The following is a 17,091-nucleotide window of genomic DNA, read 5'->3' on the forward strand; positions in this document are numbered from 1 at the left end:
CCTCCTCCTTGCACGTGGGCGTGCTCACCGGCGGCGGCGACTGCCCCGGGCTCAATGCCGTGATCCGCGCGGTCACCAAGTCCCTCATCAACGACTGCGGCGCGCGCGTCACCGGCATCGAACGGGGTTTCCTCGGTTTGATCGAGCGTCGTGTGGTGCCGCTGGACCGGCGCGCCGTCAGCGGCATCCTGCACCAGGGCGGCACCATCCTCGGGGCACACAACAAGGCCGACCCGTTCGCCTGGTTCGGTGCCGGCGGGGCCGATGTGTCGGGCGCGGTGATGGACTACGTGCGCGAGCTGGGGCTGGACGCGCTGGTGGCCATCGGCGGCGACGGCACGATGAGCATCGCACACCGCTTCCAGCAACTCGGCCTGCCGGTGGTGGGCGTGCCCAAGACCATCGACAACGACCTGATGCACACCGAGCGCACTTTCGGCTTCGACAGCGCCGTGGCGGTGGTGGCCGAGGCCCTGGCGCGGCTGGAAACCACCGCCCGCAGCCATGGCCGCGTGATGATCGTCGAGACCATGGGTCGCTACGCCGGCTGGATCGCCCTGGAAGGTGGCCTGGCGGGCGGGGCCGACGTGATCCTGCTGCCCGAGATCCCGTATGACCTGGACGCCGTGGTGAAGCTGTGCCGCCAGCGCGAGGCCGCCCAGGGCTTCACGCTGATCTGCGTGGCCGAAGGCGCCCGGCCGGTGGGCGGCACGATGACCGTGGCCGCTCACAGGGCCGACAGCCCCGACCCGATTCGCCTCGGCGGGGTGGGCCACGTGCTGCGCGAGCAGTTGCAGCCCCACTTGCAGGGCGAGGTGCGCAGCACCTTGTTGGGCCACGTCCAGCGCGGCGGCACGCCCACGCCTTACGATCGTGTGCTGGCCACACGTTTCGGCTGCCATGCGGCCGCGATGGTGGCGAGGGGCGAGTTCGGCCGCATGGTGGTGCTGCGCGGCGACGGCTGCGACAGCGTGCCGCTGGACCAAGTGGCCGGGCGCAACCGCACGGTGCCGCTGGACCACCCCTTGCTGCAGGCGGCGCGTTCGCTGGGCATTTCCCTGGGCGAGGCCGGGGCTTGAACGAAGGGCGATCCCACCATGCATGAGGAAGGTTCACGCAGCCCCCTGCAAGCCGCCGCCCGGGTCGATGCCCAACGCTTCGGCAAGCCCGAAGCCGGCTGGCGCCACAAGACCTACATCGTCATCTTCGAGGCCGACACCCGGGCCGGCAAGCGCTTCGACCAGTGGCTGATCGTGCTGATCCTGCTCAGCGTGTTCACCGTGGTGCTCGACAGTGTCGCCAGCATCCGCGCGGAGCATGGTGTCGCGCTGCGGGTGCTGGAATGGATCTTCACGGCCCTCTTCACGGTCGAATACTTCACCCGCCTGGCCTGCGTGCGCCACCCCCTGCGCTACGCCACGAGCTTCTTCGGCATCATCGACCTGATCGCCATCTTGCCGTCCTACATCGCCTTCTTCATCCCCGAAGCCCACCTGCTCATCGACGTGCGCATCCTGCGCCTGCTGCGGGTGTTCCGCGTCTTCAAGCTCACCGGCTACGTGGCCGAATACAGCGCTCTGGGCGAGGCCCTGCGGGCCAGTCGCCGCAAGATCGCCGTGTTCCTGTCGTTCGTGTTCATGGTGGTGCTGGTGATGGGTACGCTGATGTACGTGGTGGAAGGCCCCGCGAACGGCTACACCAGCATCCCGATGGCCATGTACTGGGCCATCACCACGATGAGCACGGTGGGGTTCGGCGACATCACGCCGCAGACCGAGGTGGGGCGCTTCATCGCCTCGGCCATGATGCTGCTGGGCTGGGGCGTGCTGGCCGTGCCCACCGGCATCGTCACCACCGAGATGGCGGCGCAGCGGCTGAGCCGGCCCACCACGACGCGCACCTGCCCGGAATGCCTGAGCGAAGGCCACCTGCCGGATGCGAAGTTCTGCCGGCACTGCGGCAAGCGCATGCCGCGCTACGAGCGGGATCCGGGCGCCTGAGTGCTGCTCCAGACGGTGGGACAATGGCGGGCATGAGCCCGACGACCCTGACCCTGACCCGTCCTGACGACTGGCACCTGCATGTGAGAGATGGCGCCGCGATGGCTGCCGTCGTGCCCGACACGGCGCGCCAGTTCGCCCGCGCCATCATCATGCCCAACCTCAAGCCGCCGCTGACCACGGCGGAGCAGGCACTGGCCTACCGCGAGCGCATCCGCGCCGCCGTCCCGGCGGGCCTGAGCTTCGAGCCGCTGATGACGCTCTACCTGACCGACAAGCTGCCCGCTGACGAGATCGCGCGGGCCAAGGAGGCCGGGGTGGTGGCGCTCAAGCTCTACCCGGCCGGAGCCACCACCAACAGCGATGCCGGCGTCACCGACATCCGCAAGACCTACAAGACGCTGGAGGCCATGCAGAAGCACGGCCTGTTGCTGCTGGTGCATGGTGAGGTGACCGACCCCGAGATCGACCTCTTCGACCGCGAGAAAGCCTTCATCGACGACAAGCTCATCCCGCTGCGCCGCGACTTCCCCGAGCTGAAGATCGTCTTCGAGCACATCACCACGAAGGAAGCCGCGCAGTACGTGGCCGGGGCCGACCGGTTCGTGGGCGCCACCATCACGGCCCACCACCTGCTCTACAACCGCAACGCCATCTTCCTCGGCGGCATCCGACCGCACTACTACTGCCTGCCCGTGCTCAAGCGCGAGGAGCACCGCCGTGCCCTCGTGGCTGCAGCCACCTCGGGTTCGCCAAAGTTCTTCCTCGGCACCGACAGCGCCCCGCATCCGGCTCACCTGAAGGAGCACGCCACAGGATGTGCAGGCTGCTATACCGCGCTGTCGGCGCTGGAACTCTACGCCGAAGCCTTCGAAGCTGCTGGTGCGCTCGACAAACTGGAGGGGTTCGCCAGCTTCTTCGGCGCCGATTTCTACGGACTGCCGCGCAACACCGGCACGGTGACGCTGAAGAAGGCACCCTGGCAACTGCCCGAGACCCTGCCCTTTGGCGAGGCCACGCTCAAGCCGCTGCGCGGCGGCCAGACGCTGGCCTGGCGGATGGTGGACGAGGCCTGACGATGGAGCGCAAGCCCAGGGTGGCCCTGCTCATCGATGCCGACAACTCGCCGGCATCCAAGATCGATCTGATCCTGAACGAACTTTCCACGTTTGGCGAAACGAACATCCGCCGTGCCTACGGCAACTGGAAGAAGCAGGAGTTGAAGGGCTGGGAGAATGTGCTGCACGAGCACGCCATCCGGCCGATGCAGCAGTTCGACTACACCAAGGGCAAGAACGCCAGCGACATGGCGATGGTGATCGATGCGCTGGAACTGCTCTACACCGACCAGCCGGACGCGTTCGGCATCGTGTCGTCGGATGCGGATTTCACGCCGCTGGTGATGCATCTGCGCGCCAAGGGGGCTGCGGTCTATGGTTTTGGCGCGCAGAAGACACCCGAACCTTTCGTCAACGCCTGCTCGCGCTTTCTCTTTCTCGACAAGCTGCGCGCCGATGGGCCCGAAGAAGAGGAGACCGAGGCCGCGCGGGCCCCGCTGCGCGTCTCGACTGCCCAGTTGAAGCAGGACACGCGCCTGGTGAGCCTGCTGCGCAATGCGGTCCAGGCGGCTGCCGGCGACGACGGCTGGGCCCGCGTCGGGGTGGTGGGGCAGCAGATCGGCAACCAGGCGTCGTTCGACCCGCGCAACTACGGCTATGCCTCGCTCACCAAGCTGCTGGCAGCCACCCAGCTGTTCGAACTGGCCAACGAAGGGACGTCCTCGGTGGCTGTGCGCGACAAGCGGCGAGCGCGCAACCCCAAAGCCTGACCATGTTCGCGCCGGACTTTGGCGACATTGACTGGAAGCGCCCCTGGTTCGCAGGCGTTGTCGAGCCCGGCCGAGAGCTGGAGGGTCTCATCGTGGGTGGGGTGAGCGTGGCCGACGCACTCAACACCTGTGGCGGCCCGGTGCGCTTCGTGCCCCAGGACGCGCTGCCCGAGGGCGAGGCCTACGAAGCCTTCATCTTCCGCACCGGCTGTGTGCCCACGCGCAACAACCTGCATGATTTTTTCAATGGCCTCATGTGGCTGACCCGGCTACAGCTCAAGCGGCGGTTGAATGAGCTGCAGGCGGCGCAGATCGCCCGGGCCGGCATTGGCGCCACGCGCGGGCCCGTGCGGGACGCCCTGACGCTCTTTGACGAAAACGCGGCCTTGCTGCAGGCACCGGCCGAACTCGTGCAGGCGCTGCGCGAGCGGCGGTGGCGCGAACTCTTTGTCGATCGCCGCGCGCTGTGGGCTCAGGCCCGCCTGGAGCTCTTCGGCCATGCGCTGCTGGAAAAGCTGGTGGCTCCCTACAAGAGCATCACGGCCCACGTCTGGGTGATGGAAGAGGGTGCCGCCCCCGACCTCGGCCTCACCCCCGAACGCCTGGTACCCAAACCCTTCCTGCCGCTGCCGGTGCTGGGCGTGCCGGGCTGGTGGGCGGCCAACGAGGATGCCTCTTTCTATGAAGATGCCGAGGTCTTCCGCCCCCACCGCGAGCGGCCTCGCCGCCGGCCTGAGATAATTGCGATGTGAAGCAAGCCAGACCGCCGCTGGTGCAAGCGCCGAAAGGCCGCACTGGAGGAAGGTCCGGACTGCGCAGGGCAGCGTAGCAGGTAACACCTGTCCGCCGTGAGGCGAGGATCAGAGCAACAGAGACGAGTCGGGCCGCGGTGCAAGCCACGGCTCGGGTGAAACGGGCAATCTCTACGCGCAGCAACACCAAATAGGCACACGTCGATCCGGCCCGGGGAGTGTGCGGGTAGGTGGCATCGAGCCGCTTCCGTGAGGGGCGGCCCAGAGGAATGGCGGTCACGGCGGGGCGACCCGCCGCACAGAATCCGGCCTATCGGCTTGCTTCACGCACTTCGAACACACCAGCCGATGAATCCCGACGCCCACAAGATCTGGTCCGCCCCGCGCTGGGCTTTGGCCCTGTTGCTCGCCGTGCTGGCCATGCTCGGGCCGTTTTCCATCGACACCTACATCCCGGCGTTCTCGGGCATCGCCAAATCGCTGGGGGCCACGCCGGTGCAGATGCAGCAGACGCTGTCGGCCTATCTGTTCGGCTTTGCCTTCATGAACCTCTTCCATGGGGCGCTGTCCGACAGCTTCGGGCGCCGGCCGGTGATCTTGTGGGGGCTGGCGGTGTTCACCATCGCCTCGGTGGGCTGCGCGCTGTCGCAGACCATCGGCCAGCTCGTCTTCTTCCGTGCTTTGCAGGGCCTGTCCACCGGGGCGGGCATCGTGGTCTCGCGCGCCATCATCCGCGACATGTTCCCGCCGGCCGAGGCCCAGCGCGTCATGGCCCAGGTGACGATCTACTTCGGCGTGGCGCCGGCCATCGCCCCCATCATCGGCGGCTGGATCTTCGTGCTGTCCGACTGGCACCTGATCTTCTGGTTCCTGGCCCTGGTGGGGGTGGCGCTGTGGGTGGCCAACTACCGGCTGCTGCCCGAGACGTTGCATCTGGAGCATCGCCAGTCCTTCGAGGTGCGCCATCTGCTGCGCGGCTACTGGCAGCTGTGCAGCGATCCGCGCTTCGTGCTGCTGGTGCTGGCCAGCGGCGTGCCCTTTAATGGGCTGTTCCTGTACGTGCTGTCGGCTCCGGCCTTCCTGGGCGTGCACCTGGCCTTGTCGCCCACCGAGTTCTTCTGGTTCTTCGTGCTGAGCATTGGCGGCATCATGGGTGGCTCTTGGTGCAGCGGTCGGCTGGCTGGCAAGATCGCGCCCAGGCGGCAGATCCGCCACGGCTTCGTCATCATGGCAGGGGTGGGCGTGCTCAATCTTGCGGCCAACCTGCTGTGGCAAGCCCATGTGTCCTGGGCCTTGTGGCCGATCGCGGTCTTCGCCTTTGGCTGGGCCTTGATGGTGCCGGTGGTGACCTTGCTCGTGCTCGATTTGTTTCCTGCGCGTCGGGGCATGGCCTCGTCGCTACAGGCGGCCGTGGGTTCGCTGGCCAATGCCCTCGTGGCCGGCGTGCTGGCCCCGTTGGTGATGGGCAGCACGGTCGCTTTGGCGGCAGCGTCGCTGGGGCTCATGGGGGTGGGGCTGGCCGCCTGGGTCTATCTCCGTCGCCGCTGGCCCGAGATCGGCCGCGAACCCCACGCGTCCGAGGCCACGCCGCTGACGGCGTCTTGACCGCCCGCTGCGGGCGCGCCGAGCCCTGCCCCCTCATTCAAGCGGGCAGCGCTCCTCAAACTCCACTTTCACACCTGTTCGCAAGTCCTTATTTTTGCTGGACTTTTTGTGCGAACATTTCTTGGAAATCAATTGTAAGTAGTTGATTTCATTGGAGATTTTTCAGATTTTGCTTGACCGCCGAAGGGGGGCTCGCTAAAGTGGGAGAAAGTGCAACTTAGTGGGGTTTTGTGTCTTCAGTGGTCTTCCAAGGGGCTTCCGCCCTGTCGCTCGATGCCAAGGGGCGCCTGACCGTCCCGGCGCGGCATCGCGACGTGCTGGCCGCTGTGTGTGCAGGACAACTGACCCTGACCAAGCATCCCGAGGGGTGCCTGATGGTCTTCCCTCGTCCGGCCTGGGAGCAGTTCCGCGACAAGATCGCGGCACTGCCGATGTCGGCGGCCGGCTGGAAGCGCATCTTCCTGGGCAATGCGCTGGACGTGGAGATCGACGGTGCCTCGCGCGTGCTGATCTCGCCCGAGTTGCGCGCGGCCGCCGGCCTGAACAAAGACGTGATGCTGCTGGGCATGGGCAGCCACTTCGAGCTGTGGGATGCCGAACGCTACGCCGCCCATGAGGCCGCGGTGATGCAGCAGGGCATGCCCGAGGTGCTCAAGGACTTCAGCTTCTGACGGCCATGAGCGCCTCCATGCCTCCCGTCCACGAGCACCGCACCGTCTTGCTGCACGAGGCGGTGCAGGCCGTGCTGACCACCCCCGATGGCACCTACATCGACGGCACCTACGGCCGGGGTGGGCACTCGCGGCTGCTGCTGTCGCGTCTGTCGCCGCAGGGCAGGCTGCTGGTCTTCGACAAGGACCCCGAAGCCGTGGCCGACGCTGCGCGGGTCCAGGACCCGCGTTTTGCTATCGAGCACGCCGGTTTTGCGACGATGGCGCAGGCCTGTGCACGCCGGGGCATCGACCGCGTGCACGGCGTGCTGCTGGATCTGGGCGTCTCCTCGCCCCAGATCGACAACCCCGAGCGTGGATTCTCCTTCCGCCACGACGGGCCCCTGGACATGCGCATGGATCCCTCGCGCGGTGAATCCGCTGCCGAGTTCCTCGCACGCGCCGACGAAAAACTCATCGCGGAGGTCATACGCCATCATGGGGAAGAACGGTTTGCTCTACAGATTGCAAAGGCGCTTGTTGCTCGCCGCTCGAGCGGGCGCCCTGTTCGAACCACGGCCGAGCTTGCCGACGTCGTGGCTCGTGCGGTCAAGACACGCGAGCCGGGCCAGGATCCCGCCACGCGGACCTTTCAGGCTCTTCGGATTTTCGTCAACGCCGAGCTTGAGGAGCTCGAACAGGGGCTGAACGCCGCCTTGTCGCTGCTGGCTCCGGGTGGGCGTCTGGCGGTGATCAGCTTTCACTCGCTGGAGGATCGCCGCGTCAAGCAGTTCATCGCCGGCCATTCGCGGGCCGAGGTGAAGCGGGGCAGCCCGCAGGCCCTGGGCCTGGCTCCGTTGCCCGAGCCGTTGCTCAAGGCCGTGGCCCGCATCCGCCCCTCACCGGCCGAAGTGGCGGCCAACCCGCGCTCGCGCTCGGCCATCTTGCGCGTGGCCGAGCGCACCGCCGTGGCGTTGGGGGGGGCATGAGTCGTCTCAATGTCCTCCTCTTCGCCGGGCTGATCGTCAGCGGCCTGTACCTGGTGCACGTGTCCTACCAGGCCCGACGCCTGTTCACGCAGGTGGAGCGTGCCCAGGCTGAGGAGCGCGCGCTGGAGACCGCGCACGAGCAGCTCCAGCTCGAAAAGCGCACCCAGGCCACCCCGCTGCGGGTGGAGAAGATCGCGCGCGAAAAGCTGCAGATGCGCACGCCCACCGCGGCCGTGACGCAGTACGTGCTTGACGAGGCAGCGGCTTCAGCCGCGCAGGGAGGGGTCCGGTGAGCTGGCTCGCCCGACTGCTGCCCCGTCGCAACGGCGCAGCCGCGCAGCCGCGGCGCCGGCCGCGCAAGCCGGCGCTACATGCGCTGCACGAGGTGCGCTATGCCACCAGCCCGCTGCTGGCATCCAAGACGCCGCCGTGGCGCTCGAAATTCCTGGTCGCCTGCATCGGTCTGTCGTTTGCGGTGCTGCTGTGCCGGGCGGCGTATGTGCAGATCATCGGCACCGATTTCTACCAGCGCCAGGGCGAGAGCCGCTATGCCCGCACCCTCGAGCTGCCGGCCAACCGCGGACGCATCCTCGACCGCAATGGCCTGATCCTGGCCTCCAGCGTGCCGGCGCCGTCGATCTGGGTCATTCCCAAGGATTTCGAGGCCGACCGGGCGCAGCGTCGCGAACTCGCCCGCCTGCTGGGCATGACCGTGGCCGAGCTGGACAAGCGTTTGGGCGACAATCCGAATTTCGTCTGGCTGCGTCGCCAGATCGACGAGGACGTGGCCGAGCGCGTGAAGGCGCTGGGCCTGAAGGGTGTGCACCAGGTCAAGGAGTACAAGCGCCGCTATCCCGAAGGCGAGGCCGTTGCCCATGTGGTGGGCTTCACCGACATCGAGGACCGTGGCCAAGAAGGCGTGGAGCTGGCTTTCCAGCACGAGCTGGCCGGCCGCCATGGGCAGCGTCGTGTCATCCGCGACCGGCTGGGCCGCATCGTCGAGGACATCGGCGAGAGCGTCGCGCCGGTCGATGGCCGGGACATCCAGTTGTCCATCGATTCGAAGATCCAGTTCTTCGCCTACCAGCGCCTGCGCGATGCCGTGGCCGAGCACAAGGCCCAGGCCGGTTCGGTGGTGGTGCTGGACGTGCACAGCGGCGAGGTGCTGGCCCTGGCCAACTATCCGAGCTACAACCCCGCCCGGCGCGAGAACCTCAGCGGCGCCCAATTGCGCAACCGGGCACTGACCGACACCTTCGAGCCGGGCTCGACGATGAAGCCTTTCGTGGCCGCGCTGTCGATGGAGACTGGGCGCGTCTCACCCAACACCCCGATCGACACCGGGCCTGGATGGATGACCGTCACCGGCTCGACCATCCGCGACACTCATGCCTACGGCCGCCTCACGGTGGCCGAGGTGATTCAAAAGTCCAGCAACGTCGGCACCGTCAAGCTGGCCCAGCAGATCCCCTCGCGCGAGATGTGGGAGATGTTCACCGAGATCGGGCTGGGGCAAAAGCCCCAACTGCCCTTCCCGGGGGTGGTCAGCGGCCGGCTGCGGCCCTACAAGACCTGGCGGCCCATCGAGCATGCGACGATGAGCTACGGCTACGGCCTGTCCGTCTCGCTCTTCCAGTTGGCGCGCGCCTATACCGTGTTCGCCCGCGATGGCGAGCTCATTCCCGTGACCTTGCTGAAAGATCCCGAGCCGGCGCCCGGCCTGCGGGTGTTTTCCCCGCGTGTGGCCCAGACCACCCGTCGCATGCTACAGATGGCCGCCGGCCCGGGCGGTACGGCGCCGCTGGCGCAGACCGTGGGCTACTCGGTGGGCGGCAAGACCGGCACGGCGCGCAAGCAAGAAGGCAGGGGCTACGCCGACAAGAAGTACCGTTCCTGGTTCGTCGGTCTGGCGCCGGTGGAGCAGCCGCGCATCGTCGTGGCGGTGATGATCGACGAGCCCTCGGCCGGCAAGTTCTATGGTGGTGCCGTGGCCGCGCCCGTGTTTGCCGAGGTGGTGCAGCAAAGCCTGCGCATGATGGGTGTGCAACCCGACATCGCCGTGCAGCCCCAGATCGTTGCGCGCCACGTCGAGGGTGTGGAGGAGAGCTTCTGATGCCCTTGCGCGTCTTCGACACCGTGGTCGCTGCGCAGGACTGGCTGCGCGAGCGAGGCTGCACCGACCTGGCCATCGACAGCCGCCGCATCCGTGGCGGCGAGGCCTTCATTGCCTGGCCGGGGCATGCCACCGATGCGCGCCGGCACGTGGCCGCCGCCCTGGCCGCCGGCGCCCGGGCCTGTCTGGTGGAACGCATGGGGGTCGAGGCCTTCGGCTTCGACGACGAGCGCATCGCCGCCATGCCGGGTCTGAAGGCCGCCACCGGCGTGCTGGCCGACCGCTGGTTCGGACAGCCTTCGTCGTACCTGGACCTCGTGGCCGTGACCGGCACCAACGGCAAGACCTCGACCGCCTGGTGGGTGGCGCAGGCCCTGACGGCGCTGGATCGGCCCTGCGGTCTGATTGGCACGCTGGGCGTGGGGCGGCCGGGCTCGCTCACCTCCACCGGTCTGACCACCCCGGATCCGGTCACGCTGCACCGCAGCTTGCGCGCCTTCGTCGACCAGGGCCTGAAGGCCTGCGCCATCGAGGCCTCGTCGATCGGCCTGGACGAACGCCGCCTGGACGGCACCCGCATCGCGGTGGCGGCCTTCACGAATTTCACGCGCGACCATCTGGACTACCACGGAGGCATGGCCGCCTACTGGGAGGCCAAGGCCCAGCTCTTCGCCTGGCCGGGCCTGCGCGCGGCCGTCGTGAACCTTGACGATCCGAAGGGCGAGGACCTCGTGGCCCGGCTGAGCGGCCGCAGCGTCGAGCTGTGGGGCTATGGCCTGCAGGCCGCCGCCGGGCTGCAGGCGCGCGCGGTGGGCTACCGAGGTGGCGGCCTGGGCTTCGAGTTGTGCGAAGGCCCGCAGGCCGAGCCGGTGCGCACCAGGCTGATCGGCGATTACAACGTCCACAACCTGTTGGCCGTGGCCGGCTGCCTGCGCGCTCTGGGCGTGCCGCTGGCACAAGCCGCTCGCGCCCTGCAGGCGCTGGGGCCCGTGCCCGGGCGCATGCAGCGCCTGGACGAGGAGGGTGTGGCGTCGGTGGTGGTGGACTACGCCCACACGCCCGATGCCCTGGACAAGGTGCTGACCGCCCTGAGGCCCTTCGCCCGCGAGCGCGGGGGGGCACTGTGGTGCGTGTTTGGCTGCGGTGGCGACCGCGACAGCAGCAAGCGGCCGCAGATGGGGGCGATCGCCCAGGCGCGCGCCGACCGCGTCATCGTCACCAGCGACAACCCGCGCAGCGAGCCGCCGATGCGCATCATCGAGCAGATCGTCGCGGGCATGCGCCCGGCCCCCACGCTGCAGGCCATCGAGGACCGCCGCCTGGCCATTGCCACCGCGGTGGCGGCGGCCGACCCGCGCGATGTCATCTTGCTGGCCGGCAAGGGCCACGAAGACTATCAAGAGATCGCCGGCCAGCGCCTGCCCTTCTCGGACGTGGACGAGGCCCGCGCGGCCCAGCAGGCCCGGAGGGCACGCTCATGATGACCCTGGCCCAGGCCCAAGCCCTGCTGCCCGGCTCGACCCTCGTGGGCGATGGCCAGACCGTGCTGCTGCGCGTGCACACCGACACTCGCAGCCTGCGCGCAGGCGACTTGTTCGTGGCGCTGCGCGGTGAGCGTTTCGATGCCCACGAGTTCCTGGCCCAGGCGCGTGACGCCGGTGCCGCCGCCGCTGTGGCCGAGCACGGCCTGGGCGAAGCAGGCCTGCCCGGCCTGCTGGTGGGCGATACGCGTGCGGCCCTGGGGCAGCTCGCCGCGGGCTGGCGCGCGCGCATGCACCTGCCGCTGATCGCCGTGACCGGCAGCAACGGCAAGACCACTGTCACCCAGATGATCGCCTCCATCCTGCGCGCCTGGGTGGGCGAGGAGGAGGCGCTGGCCACGCAGGGCAATTTCAACAACGACATCGGCGTGCCGCTGACCCTGCTGCGCCTGCGCCAGGACGGCGAGGTGTGGCACCGCGCTGCCGTGGTGGAGCTCGGCATGAACCACCCGGGCGAGATCGGGCGGCTGGCGCGCTGGGCGGCTCCCACGGTGGCCCTGGTCAACAATGCACAGCGCGAGCACCAGGAGTTCATGCACGGCGTGGAGGCCGTGGCCCGTGAGAACGGAGCGGCGATCGAAGCCCTGGGGCCCACCGGTGTGGCCGTGTTCCCGGCCGGCGATGCCTACACCGGGCTGTGGCGCGCCTTGGCTGACACGCGGCCCGTGCTGGTCTTCGGCGAGGCCGCGCAGGCCGACGTGCGCGGCCGTGGGCACTGGGGCGACCAGGGCTGGGCCCTGCAGGTCGACACGCCGGTGGGCAGGTTCGACACGGTGCTGCACATCGCCGGACGCCATAACGTCCACAACGCGCTGGCCGCAGCCGCCGGCGCCCTGGCCGCCGGTGCGCCGCTGCAGGCGATCGCGCAGGGGCTCGAGCGGTTCGTGCCGGTGAGCGGCCGCTCGCAACTGCAGGCGCTCGTGCTCGACGGGGCCCCGTTGCTGCTGGTCAACGACAGCTACAACGCCAACCCCGATTCCGTGCGCGCTGCCATCGACGTGCTGGCCGAGCTGCCCGCGCCGCGCTGGCTGGTGCTGGGAGACATGGGCGAGGTGGGCGACCAGGGCCCGGGCTTCCATGCGGAGGTGGGGGCCTACGCGCGCGAACGCGGCATCGAGACGCTGTGGGCGGTGGGAGCGCTGAGCCTGCATGCCGCCCGCGCTTATGGCGGGGCAGCCGTGCATTTCGCGTCCACCGCCGATGCCGTGGCGGCGTTGGGTCAGCGGCCCGGCGGCGCGCGCAGCGTGCTCGTCAAGGGGTCGCGGTTCATGAAGATGGAACAGGTGGTGCAGGCGCTGCAGGCCCTGGCTGCTGTGGTGCACGACGATACGGCACGCCCGCAGGACCGCGGCGGCGCGCAGGGAAAGGATCTGCCATGCTGATCACGCTGGCGCAATGGCTGCAGGGGCTGTCGCCCGACTTCGGTTTCCTGCGTGTGGTGCAGTACCTCACGTTCCGCGCGGTAATGGCGGCCATGACGGCGCTGCTCATCGGCCTGGTCTTTGGCCCCTGGGTGATCCGCAAGCTCACCGAGTTGAAGATCGGCCAGCCCATCCGCGAATACGGTGTGCAGGCCCACCTGTCCAAGCGGGGCACGCCCACCATGGGTGGCGTGCTGATCCTGCTGGGCGTGACGGTGTCCACGCTGCTTTGGTTCGACTGGTCCAATCGCTTCGTCTGGATCGTGCTGCTCGTCACACTGGGCATGGGCGCCATCGGCTGGGTCGACGACTGGCGCAAGGTCGTGCAGAAGAACCCCGAGGGCATGCGCTCGCGCGAGAAGTATTTCTGGCAGTCGCTCATCGGTCTGGTGGCGGCCACCTATCTGGCCTTCGCGGTGTCCGAGTCGTCCAACCTGCGCGTGCTCGAACTCTTCGTGCGCTGGGTGCAGTCGGGCTTTGCCAACCCTCTGCCCCCCAATGCCGATCTTTTCGTGCCCTTCTTCAAGACGGTGAGCTATCCGCTGGGTGTGTGGGGCTTCATCATCCTGAGCTACCTGGTCATCGTGGGATCGAGCAATGCCGTCAACCTCACCGACGGCCTGGACGGCCTGGCCATCATGCCGGTGGTGATGGTGGGGTCGGCCCTGGGTGTGTTCGCCTATGTGGTGGGCAATGCGGTCTATTCGCGCTACCTGCTCTTTCCCTACATCCCCGGCGTGGGCGAGTTGCTGATCTTCTGCGCGGCGATGGCCGGCGCGGGGCTGGCCTTCCTGTGGTTCAACACGCACCCGGCCCAGGTCTTCATGGGCGACGTCGGGGCCCTGGCCCTGGGCGGTGCCCTGGGCACGATCGCAGTCATCACGCGCCAGGAGATCCTGCTGGCCGTCATGGGTGGCATCTTCGTCGTCGAGGCCCTGTCCGTGATGCTGCAGGTCGTCTATTTCAAGTACACCAAACGCAAGTACGGCGAGGGCCGGCGCATCCTCAAGATGGCGCCGCTGCACCATCACTTCGAGAAGTCCGGCTGGACCGAGACGCAGGTCGTGGTGCGCTTCTGGATCATCACCATGCTGCTGTGCCTGGTGGGACTGGCCTCGCTCAAGCTGCGCTGAACCAAGAACATCGAACACTCGTCATGAAGGATCTGCAAGGCATCACCGTTCTCGTGCTAGGGCTGGGCGCTTCGGGCCTGGCCATGGTGCGCTGGTGCGTGCGCTGCGGCGCCCGGGTGAAGGTCTGGGATTCGCGCGAGCAGCCGCCCCAGGCGCAGGCGCTGCGCCAGGAACTGCCCCAGGTCGAATTGCTCTCGGGCGAGGCCGTTCCTGCGCTGGTCGAGGGGGTGCAGCGCATCCTCAAGAGCCCCGGCCTGTCCCCGCACGACGAGCGACTGCAGGGGCTGCTGGCCGAGGCGGCCCGCCGGGCCGTGCCGGTGCACGGTGAGCTTGACCTCTTCGCCCGCGCGCTGGCCGACCTGAGGGCCGAGCGCCGCTATGCGCCCAAGATCGTGGCCGTCACCGGCACCAACGGCAAGACCACCACCACCGCGATGGCCGCACTGCTGATCGAGCGCGCCGGCCGCCGCGTGGCCACGGCCGGCAACATCGGGCCCACGATGCTCGACACCCTGGGCCGTGCCCTCGACCTCGAGCCCGAGGTGCCGGCCGACGTCGTGCAGGACACGGTCCCGGAGCCGCCGCTTCAGGTCTCGGCGCCGACCGAGGACGCCGGCGCGGTGGACGACGACACCCAGGCCGTCGAGGCCATCCACGAGGCCGAACGCCATATCGAAGAGACGCTCGAGGCCGTCGCGGCGCTCACGGGCGAGGACGAGCCGGCGCTGCGGATCGTGCCGCCCCCGCCCCCGCCGCCGGTGTTCGAACACCTGCCCGAGGTGTGGGTGCTGGAGCTGTCGAGCTTCCAGCTCGACGGGGTGCAAGGCTTCGAGCCCAGCGCCGCGGCCGTGCTCAACCTCAGCCAGGACCACCTGGACTGGCACGGCAGCATGGACGCCTACGCGGCGGCCAAGGCGCGCATCTTTGGCCGTGAGGCGGTGATGGTCATCAACCGCGACGATCCCCGGGTCGAGGCGATGGTGCCGGCGCCCCAGACCGTCGGCAAAGGGCGCTCGGCCAAGCTCATCGAACGGCAGGTGGTGCGCTTCGGTCTGGACGCCCCCACCCATCCCGGTGACTACGGTCTGGTCGTGGAGGGCGGCATGGCTTGGCTGGTGCGGGCGATGGCCTCCGACGAGCCCCAGAAGGCGGCCCGTCGTCGCAAGGACGACGCTGGCGAGGAACTGCACATCCAGCGCCTGATGCCGGCCGATGCGTTGCGCGTGCGCGGCCGTCACAACGCGGCCAATGCTTTGGCCGCCCTGGCGCTGGCCACCAGCGTCGGCTGCCCGCTAGCCCCGATGCTCCATGGCCTGCGCGAGTATGCCGGCGAGCCCCACCGCGTCCAGCACGTGGCCACGGTGGCTGGTGTGGACTACGTCGACGACAGCAAGGGCACCAACGTCGGCGCCACGGTGGCCGCGCTCACGGGGCTGGGGGCCGACCGGGAAGGTCGTCGGCTGCTCGTGATCCTGGGCGGCGACGGCAAGGGACAGGATTTCACACCGCTGGCCGACCCCGTCTCGCGTCACGCACGCTTCGTGGCGCTGATCGGGCGCGATGCCCCGGCCCTGGAGTGCGCGCTGGCCGCCACTGGTGTCACACTGGCGCGCTTCGACTCCCTGGAAGCCGCGGTGCGCGGCTGTGCCGAACGCGCCGAGCCCGGCGACGTCGTGCTGATGAGCCCGGCCTGCGCGAGCCTGGACATGTTCCGCAACTACGGTCATCGCGCTGAAGTCTTCATGGCCGCCGTGCGGGCGCTGGCCGATGAGCGGGGAGAGATGGTGTGACTGCCACCTCGCGCACCACCGGCGGCTGGGACGCTTTCAAGGCGCGCCTGGCATCACTGTGGCCGGCCGCCGGCGGCAGGAAGGGTCGCGACGTGCCGGTGCGCGACTGGGTGGCCACCGGCCGGCCCGTCCGTCTGCGAGGATTCGACCAGACCCTGGTGTGGGTGGTCGTGGCCCTGCTCGCGCTGGGCCTGGTGATGGTCTACTCGGCCTCGGTAGCCCTGCCCGACAATCCGCGCTTTGCGCGCTATGCCTCCACGCACTTCCTCGTGCGCCATGCACTGTCGATCGGGCTGGCCTTCGTCGCCAGCCTCGTGGTGTTGCAGATCCCGATGCAGGCCTGGGAAAAGCATGCGCCCTGGCTGTTCGTGGGAGCCCTGGTGCTGCTGGCGGTGGTGCTGCTGCCCTTCATCGGCAAGGGCGTGAACGGTGCGCGCCGCTGGATCCCGCTGGGCTTTCTGAACTTCCAGCCTTCGGAACTGGCCAAGCTCGCGATCGCGATGTACGCCGCAGGCTATATGGTGCGCAAGATGGACGTCAAACAGCGCTTCTTCCAGGCCGTGGCGCCGATGGCCGCCGCGCTGGTGGTGGTGGGCGTGCTGCTGCTGGCCCAGCCCGACATGGGGGCCTTCATGGTGATCGCCGCCATCGCAATGGGCATCCTCTTCCTGGGGGGCGTGAACGGGCGCATGTTCTTCCTGATGGCCGCGCTCATCGTGGCGGCCTTCGTTGTGATGATCAGCGTCAGCGAATGGCGGCGCGAACGCATCTTCGCCTATCTCGACCCGTGGAACGAAGCCTACACCCTGGGCAAGGCCTACCAGCTCTCGCATTCGCTGATCGCCTTCGGTCGCGGCGAGATCTTCGGCCAGGGGCTGGGCTCCAGTGTGGAAAAGCTGCACTACCTGCCCGAGGCCCATACCGACTTCCTGCTGGCCGTGATCGGCGAGGAGCTGGGCTTCATCGGCGTGGCCGCCGTGATCTTCGCCTTCTTCTGGCTCACGCGGCGCATCTTCCACATCGGCCGCCAGGCCATTGCGCTCGACCGTGTCTTCTCGGGTCTGCTGGCGCAGGGCATCGGCATCTGGATGGGCGGGCAGGCCTTCATCAACATGGGCGTGAACCTGGGAGTGCTGCCCACCAAGGGCCTGACCTTGCCGCTGCTGAGCTATGGCGGCTCGGCCATCCTGATGAACTGCATCGCCATCGCCGTCGTGCTGCGCATCGACATCGAAAACAGGCAGCTCATGAGGGGAGGTCGGACGTGAC

15 protein-coding genes and 1 other RNA gene are annotated in these 17,091 nt (G+C 68.5%); all 16 read left to right on the forward strand.

Features of this window, described 5'->3' with window-relative positions; genetic code table 11:
- Nucleotides 1-8 precede the first annotated feature (8 nt).
- Nucleotides 9-1,079 (forward strand): 6-phosphofructokinase, encoded by a 1,071-nt coding sequence (locus AC1ECW_RS12930; protein WP_409707037.1) that lies wholly within the window; start codon nt 9-11, stop codon nt 1,077-1,079.
- 18 nt (nt 1,080-1,097) lie between these two features.
- Nucleotides 1,098-2,000, forward strand: a complete 903-nt coding sequence (locus tag AC1ECW_RS12935) for an ion transporter (RefSeq protein ID WP_481201987.1) — start codon at nt 1,098-1,100, stop codon at nt 1,998-2,000.
- 32 nt (nt 2,001-2,032) lie between these two features.
- Nucleotides 2,033-3,076, forward strand: a complete 1,044-nt coding sequence (gene pyrC / locus AC1ECW_RS12940) for a dihydroorotase (protein ID WP_481201988.1) — start codon at nt 2,033-2,035, stop codon at nt 3,074-3,076.
- Nucleotides 3,077-3,078: 2 nt separating this feature from the next.
- Nucleotides 3,079-3,828: an NYN domain-containing protein gene (locus AC1ECW_RS12945; protein ID WP_481201989.1), complete on the forward strand. Its 750-nt coding sequence runs from the start codon at nt 3,079-3,081 to the stop codon at nt 3,826-3,828.
- A gap of 2 nt (nt 3,829-3,830) precedes the next feature.
- Nucleotides 3,831-4,580 (forward strand): DUF3025 domain-containing protein, encoded by a 750-nt coding sequence (locus tag AC1ECW_RS12950; RefSeq protein ID WP_481201990.1) that lies wholly within the window; start codon nt 3,831-3,833, stop codon nt 4,578-4,580.
- Nucleotides 4,579-4,909, forward strand: an RNA gene (gene rnpB, locus AC1ECW_RS12955) — RNase P RNA component class A. The genes AC1ECW_RS12950 and rnpB overlap by 2 nt, the downstream gene beginning before the upstream one ends.
- 19 nt (nt 4,910-4,928) lie before the next feature.
- Nucleotides 4,929-6,185, forward strand: a complete 1,257-nt coding sequence (locus tag AC1ECW_RS12960) for a multidrug effflux MFS transporter (protein ID WP_481201991.1) — start codon at nt 4,929-4,931, stop codon at nt 6,183-6,185.
- A 230-nt stretch (nt 6,186-6,415) separates the two neighbouring features.
- Nucleotides 6,416-6,856, forward strand: coding sequence for a division/cell wall cluster transcriptional repressor MraZ (gene mraZ, locus AC1ECW_RS12965; RefSeq protein WP_409707031.1), 441 nt, complete (start codon nt 6,416-6,418; stop codon nt 6,854-6,856).
- A gap of 5 nt (nt 6,857-6,861) precedes the next feature.
- Nucleotides 6,862-7,824 carry a 16S rRNA (cytosine(1402)-N(4))-methyltransferase RsmH gene (rsmH, locus tag AC1ECW_RS12970; RefSeq protein ID WP_481201992.1) on the forward strand — a complete coding sequence of 321 codons (963 nt, stop codon included), beginning with the start codon at nt 6,862-6,864 and terminating at the stop codon, nt 7,822-7,824.
- Complete coding sequence (gene ftsL, locus AC1ECW_RS12975; protein WP_409710042.1) at nt 7,821-8,117, forward strand: cell division protein FtsL; 297 nt, start codon at nt 7,821-7,823, stop codon at nt 8,115-8,117. The genes rsmH and ftsL overlap by 4 nt, the downstream gene beginning before the upstream one ends.
- Nucleotides 8,118-8,209: 92 nt before the next feature.
- Nucleotides 8,210-9,937 carry a peptidoglycan D,D-transpeptidase FtsI family protein gene (locus AC1ECW_RS12980; protein ID WP_481202015.1) on the forward strand — a complete coding sequence of 576 codons (1,728 nt, stop codon included), beginning with the start codon at nt 8,210-8,212 and terminating at the stop codon, nt 9,935-9,937.
- Nucleotides 9,937-11,418 (forward strand): UDP-N-acetylmuramoyl-L-alanyl-D-glutamate--2,6-diaminopimelate ligase, encoded by a 1,482-nt coding sequence (locus AC1ECW_RS12985; RefSeq protein ID WP_481201993.1) that lies wholly within the window; start codon nt 9,937-9,939, stop codon nt 11,416-11,418. Before AC1ECW_RS12980 ends, AC1ECW_RS12985 begins: the two co-directional genes overlap by 1 nt.
- Complete coding sequence (locus tag AC1ECW_RS12990) at nt 11,415-12,860, forward strand: UDP-N-acetylmuramoyl-tripeptide--D-alanyl-D-alanine ligase (RefSeq protein WP_481201994.1); 1,446 nt, start codon at nt 11,415-11,417, stop codon at nt 12,858-12,860. The genes AC1ECW_RS12985 and AC1ECW_RS12990 overlap by 4 nt, the downstream gene beginning before the upstream one ends.
- Complete coding sequence (gene mraY / locus AC1ECW_RS12995) at nt 12,854-14,032, forward strand: phospho-N-acetylmuramoyl-pentapeptide-transferase (RefSeq protein WP_409707103.1); 1,179 nt, start codon at nt 12,854-12,856, stop codon at nt 14,030-14,032. The genes AC1ECW_RS12990 and mraY overlap by 7 nt, the downstream gene beginning before the upstream one ends.
- 23 nt (nt 14,033-14,055) lie before the next feature.
- On the forward strand, nt 14,056-15,822 hold the full coding sequence (gene murD, locus AC1ECW_RS13000; RefSeq protein WP_481201995.1) for a UDP-N-acetylmuramoyl-L-alanine--D-glutamate ligase: 1,767 nt from the start codon (nt 14,056-14,058) through the stop codon (nt 15,820-15,822).
- Nucleotides 15,819-17,090 carry a putative lipid II flippase FtsW gene (gene ftsW, locus AC1ECW_RS13005; RefSeq protein ID WP_409707109.1) on the forward strand — a complete coding sequence of 424 codons (1,272 nt, stop codon included), beginning with the start codon at nt 15,819-15,821 and terminating at the stop codon, nt 17,088-17,090. The genes murD and ftsW overlap by 4 nt, the downstream gene beginning before the upstream one ends.
- The last annotated feature ends 1 nt before the right edge of the window (nt 17,091 follow it).

The organism is Caldimonas hydrothermalis (genome assembly GCF_056746695.1).

What these genes read in the sequence shown, in the direction of transcription:
- murD (WP_481201995.1), top strand. Translation starts at nt 14,056, where the DNA reads ATGAAGGATCTGCAAGGCATCACCGTTCTCGTGCTAGGGCTGGGCGCT.
- AC1ECW_RS12990 (WP_481201994.1), top strand. Translation starts at nt 11,415, where the DNA reads ATGATGACCCTGGCCCAGGCCCAAGCCCTGCTGCCCGGCTCGACCCTC.
- ftsL (WP_409710042.1), top strand. Translation starts at nt 7,821, where the DNA reads ATGAGTCGTCTCAATGTCCTCCTCTTCGCCGGGCTGATCGTCAGCGGC.
- mraY (WP_409707103.1), top strand. Translation starts at nt 12,854, where the DNA reads ATGCTGATCACGCTGGCGCAATGGCTGCAGGGGCTGTCGCCCGACTTC.
- AC1ECW_RS12935 (WP_481201987.1), top strand. Translation starts at nt 1,098, where the DNA reads ATGCATGAGGAAGGTTCACGCAGCCCCCTGCAAGCCGCCGCCCGGGTC.
- AC1ECW_RS12945 (WP_481201989.1), top strand. Translation starts at nt 3,079, where the DNA reads ATGGAGCGCAAGCCCAGGGTGGCCCTGCTCATCGATGCCGACAACTCG.
- AC1ECW_RS12960 (WP_481201991.1), top strand. Translation starts at nt 4,929, where the DNA reads ATGAATCCCGACGCCCACAAGATCTGGTCCGCCCCGCGCTGGGCTTTG.
- AC1ECW_RS12950 (WP_481201990.1), top strand. Translation starts at nt 3,831, where the DNA reads ATGTTCGCGCCGGACTTTGGCGACATTGACTGGAAGCGCCCCTGGTTC.
- rsmH (WP_481201992.1), top strand. Translation starts at nt 6,862, where the DNA reads ATGAGCGCCTCCATGCCTCCCGTCCACGAGCACCGCACCGTCTTGCTG.
- AC1ECW_RS12985 (WP_481201993.1), top strand. Translation starts at nt 9,937, where the DNA reads ATGCCCTTGCGCGTCTTCGACACCGTGGTCGCTGCGCAGGACTGGCTG.
- pyrC (WP_481201988.1), top strand. Translation starts at nt 2,033, where the DNA reads ATGAGCCCGACGACCCTGACCCTGACCCGTCCTGACGACTGGCACCTG.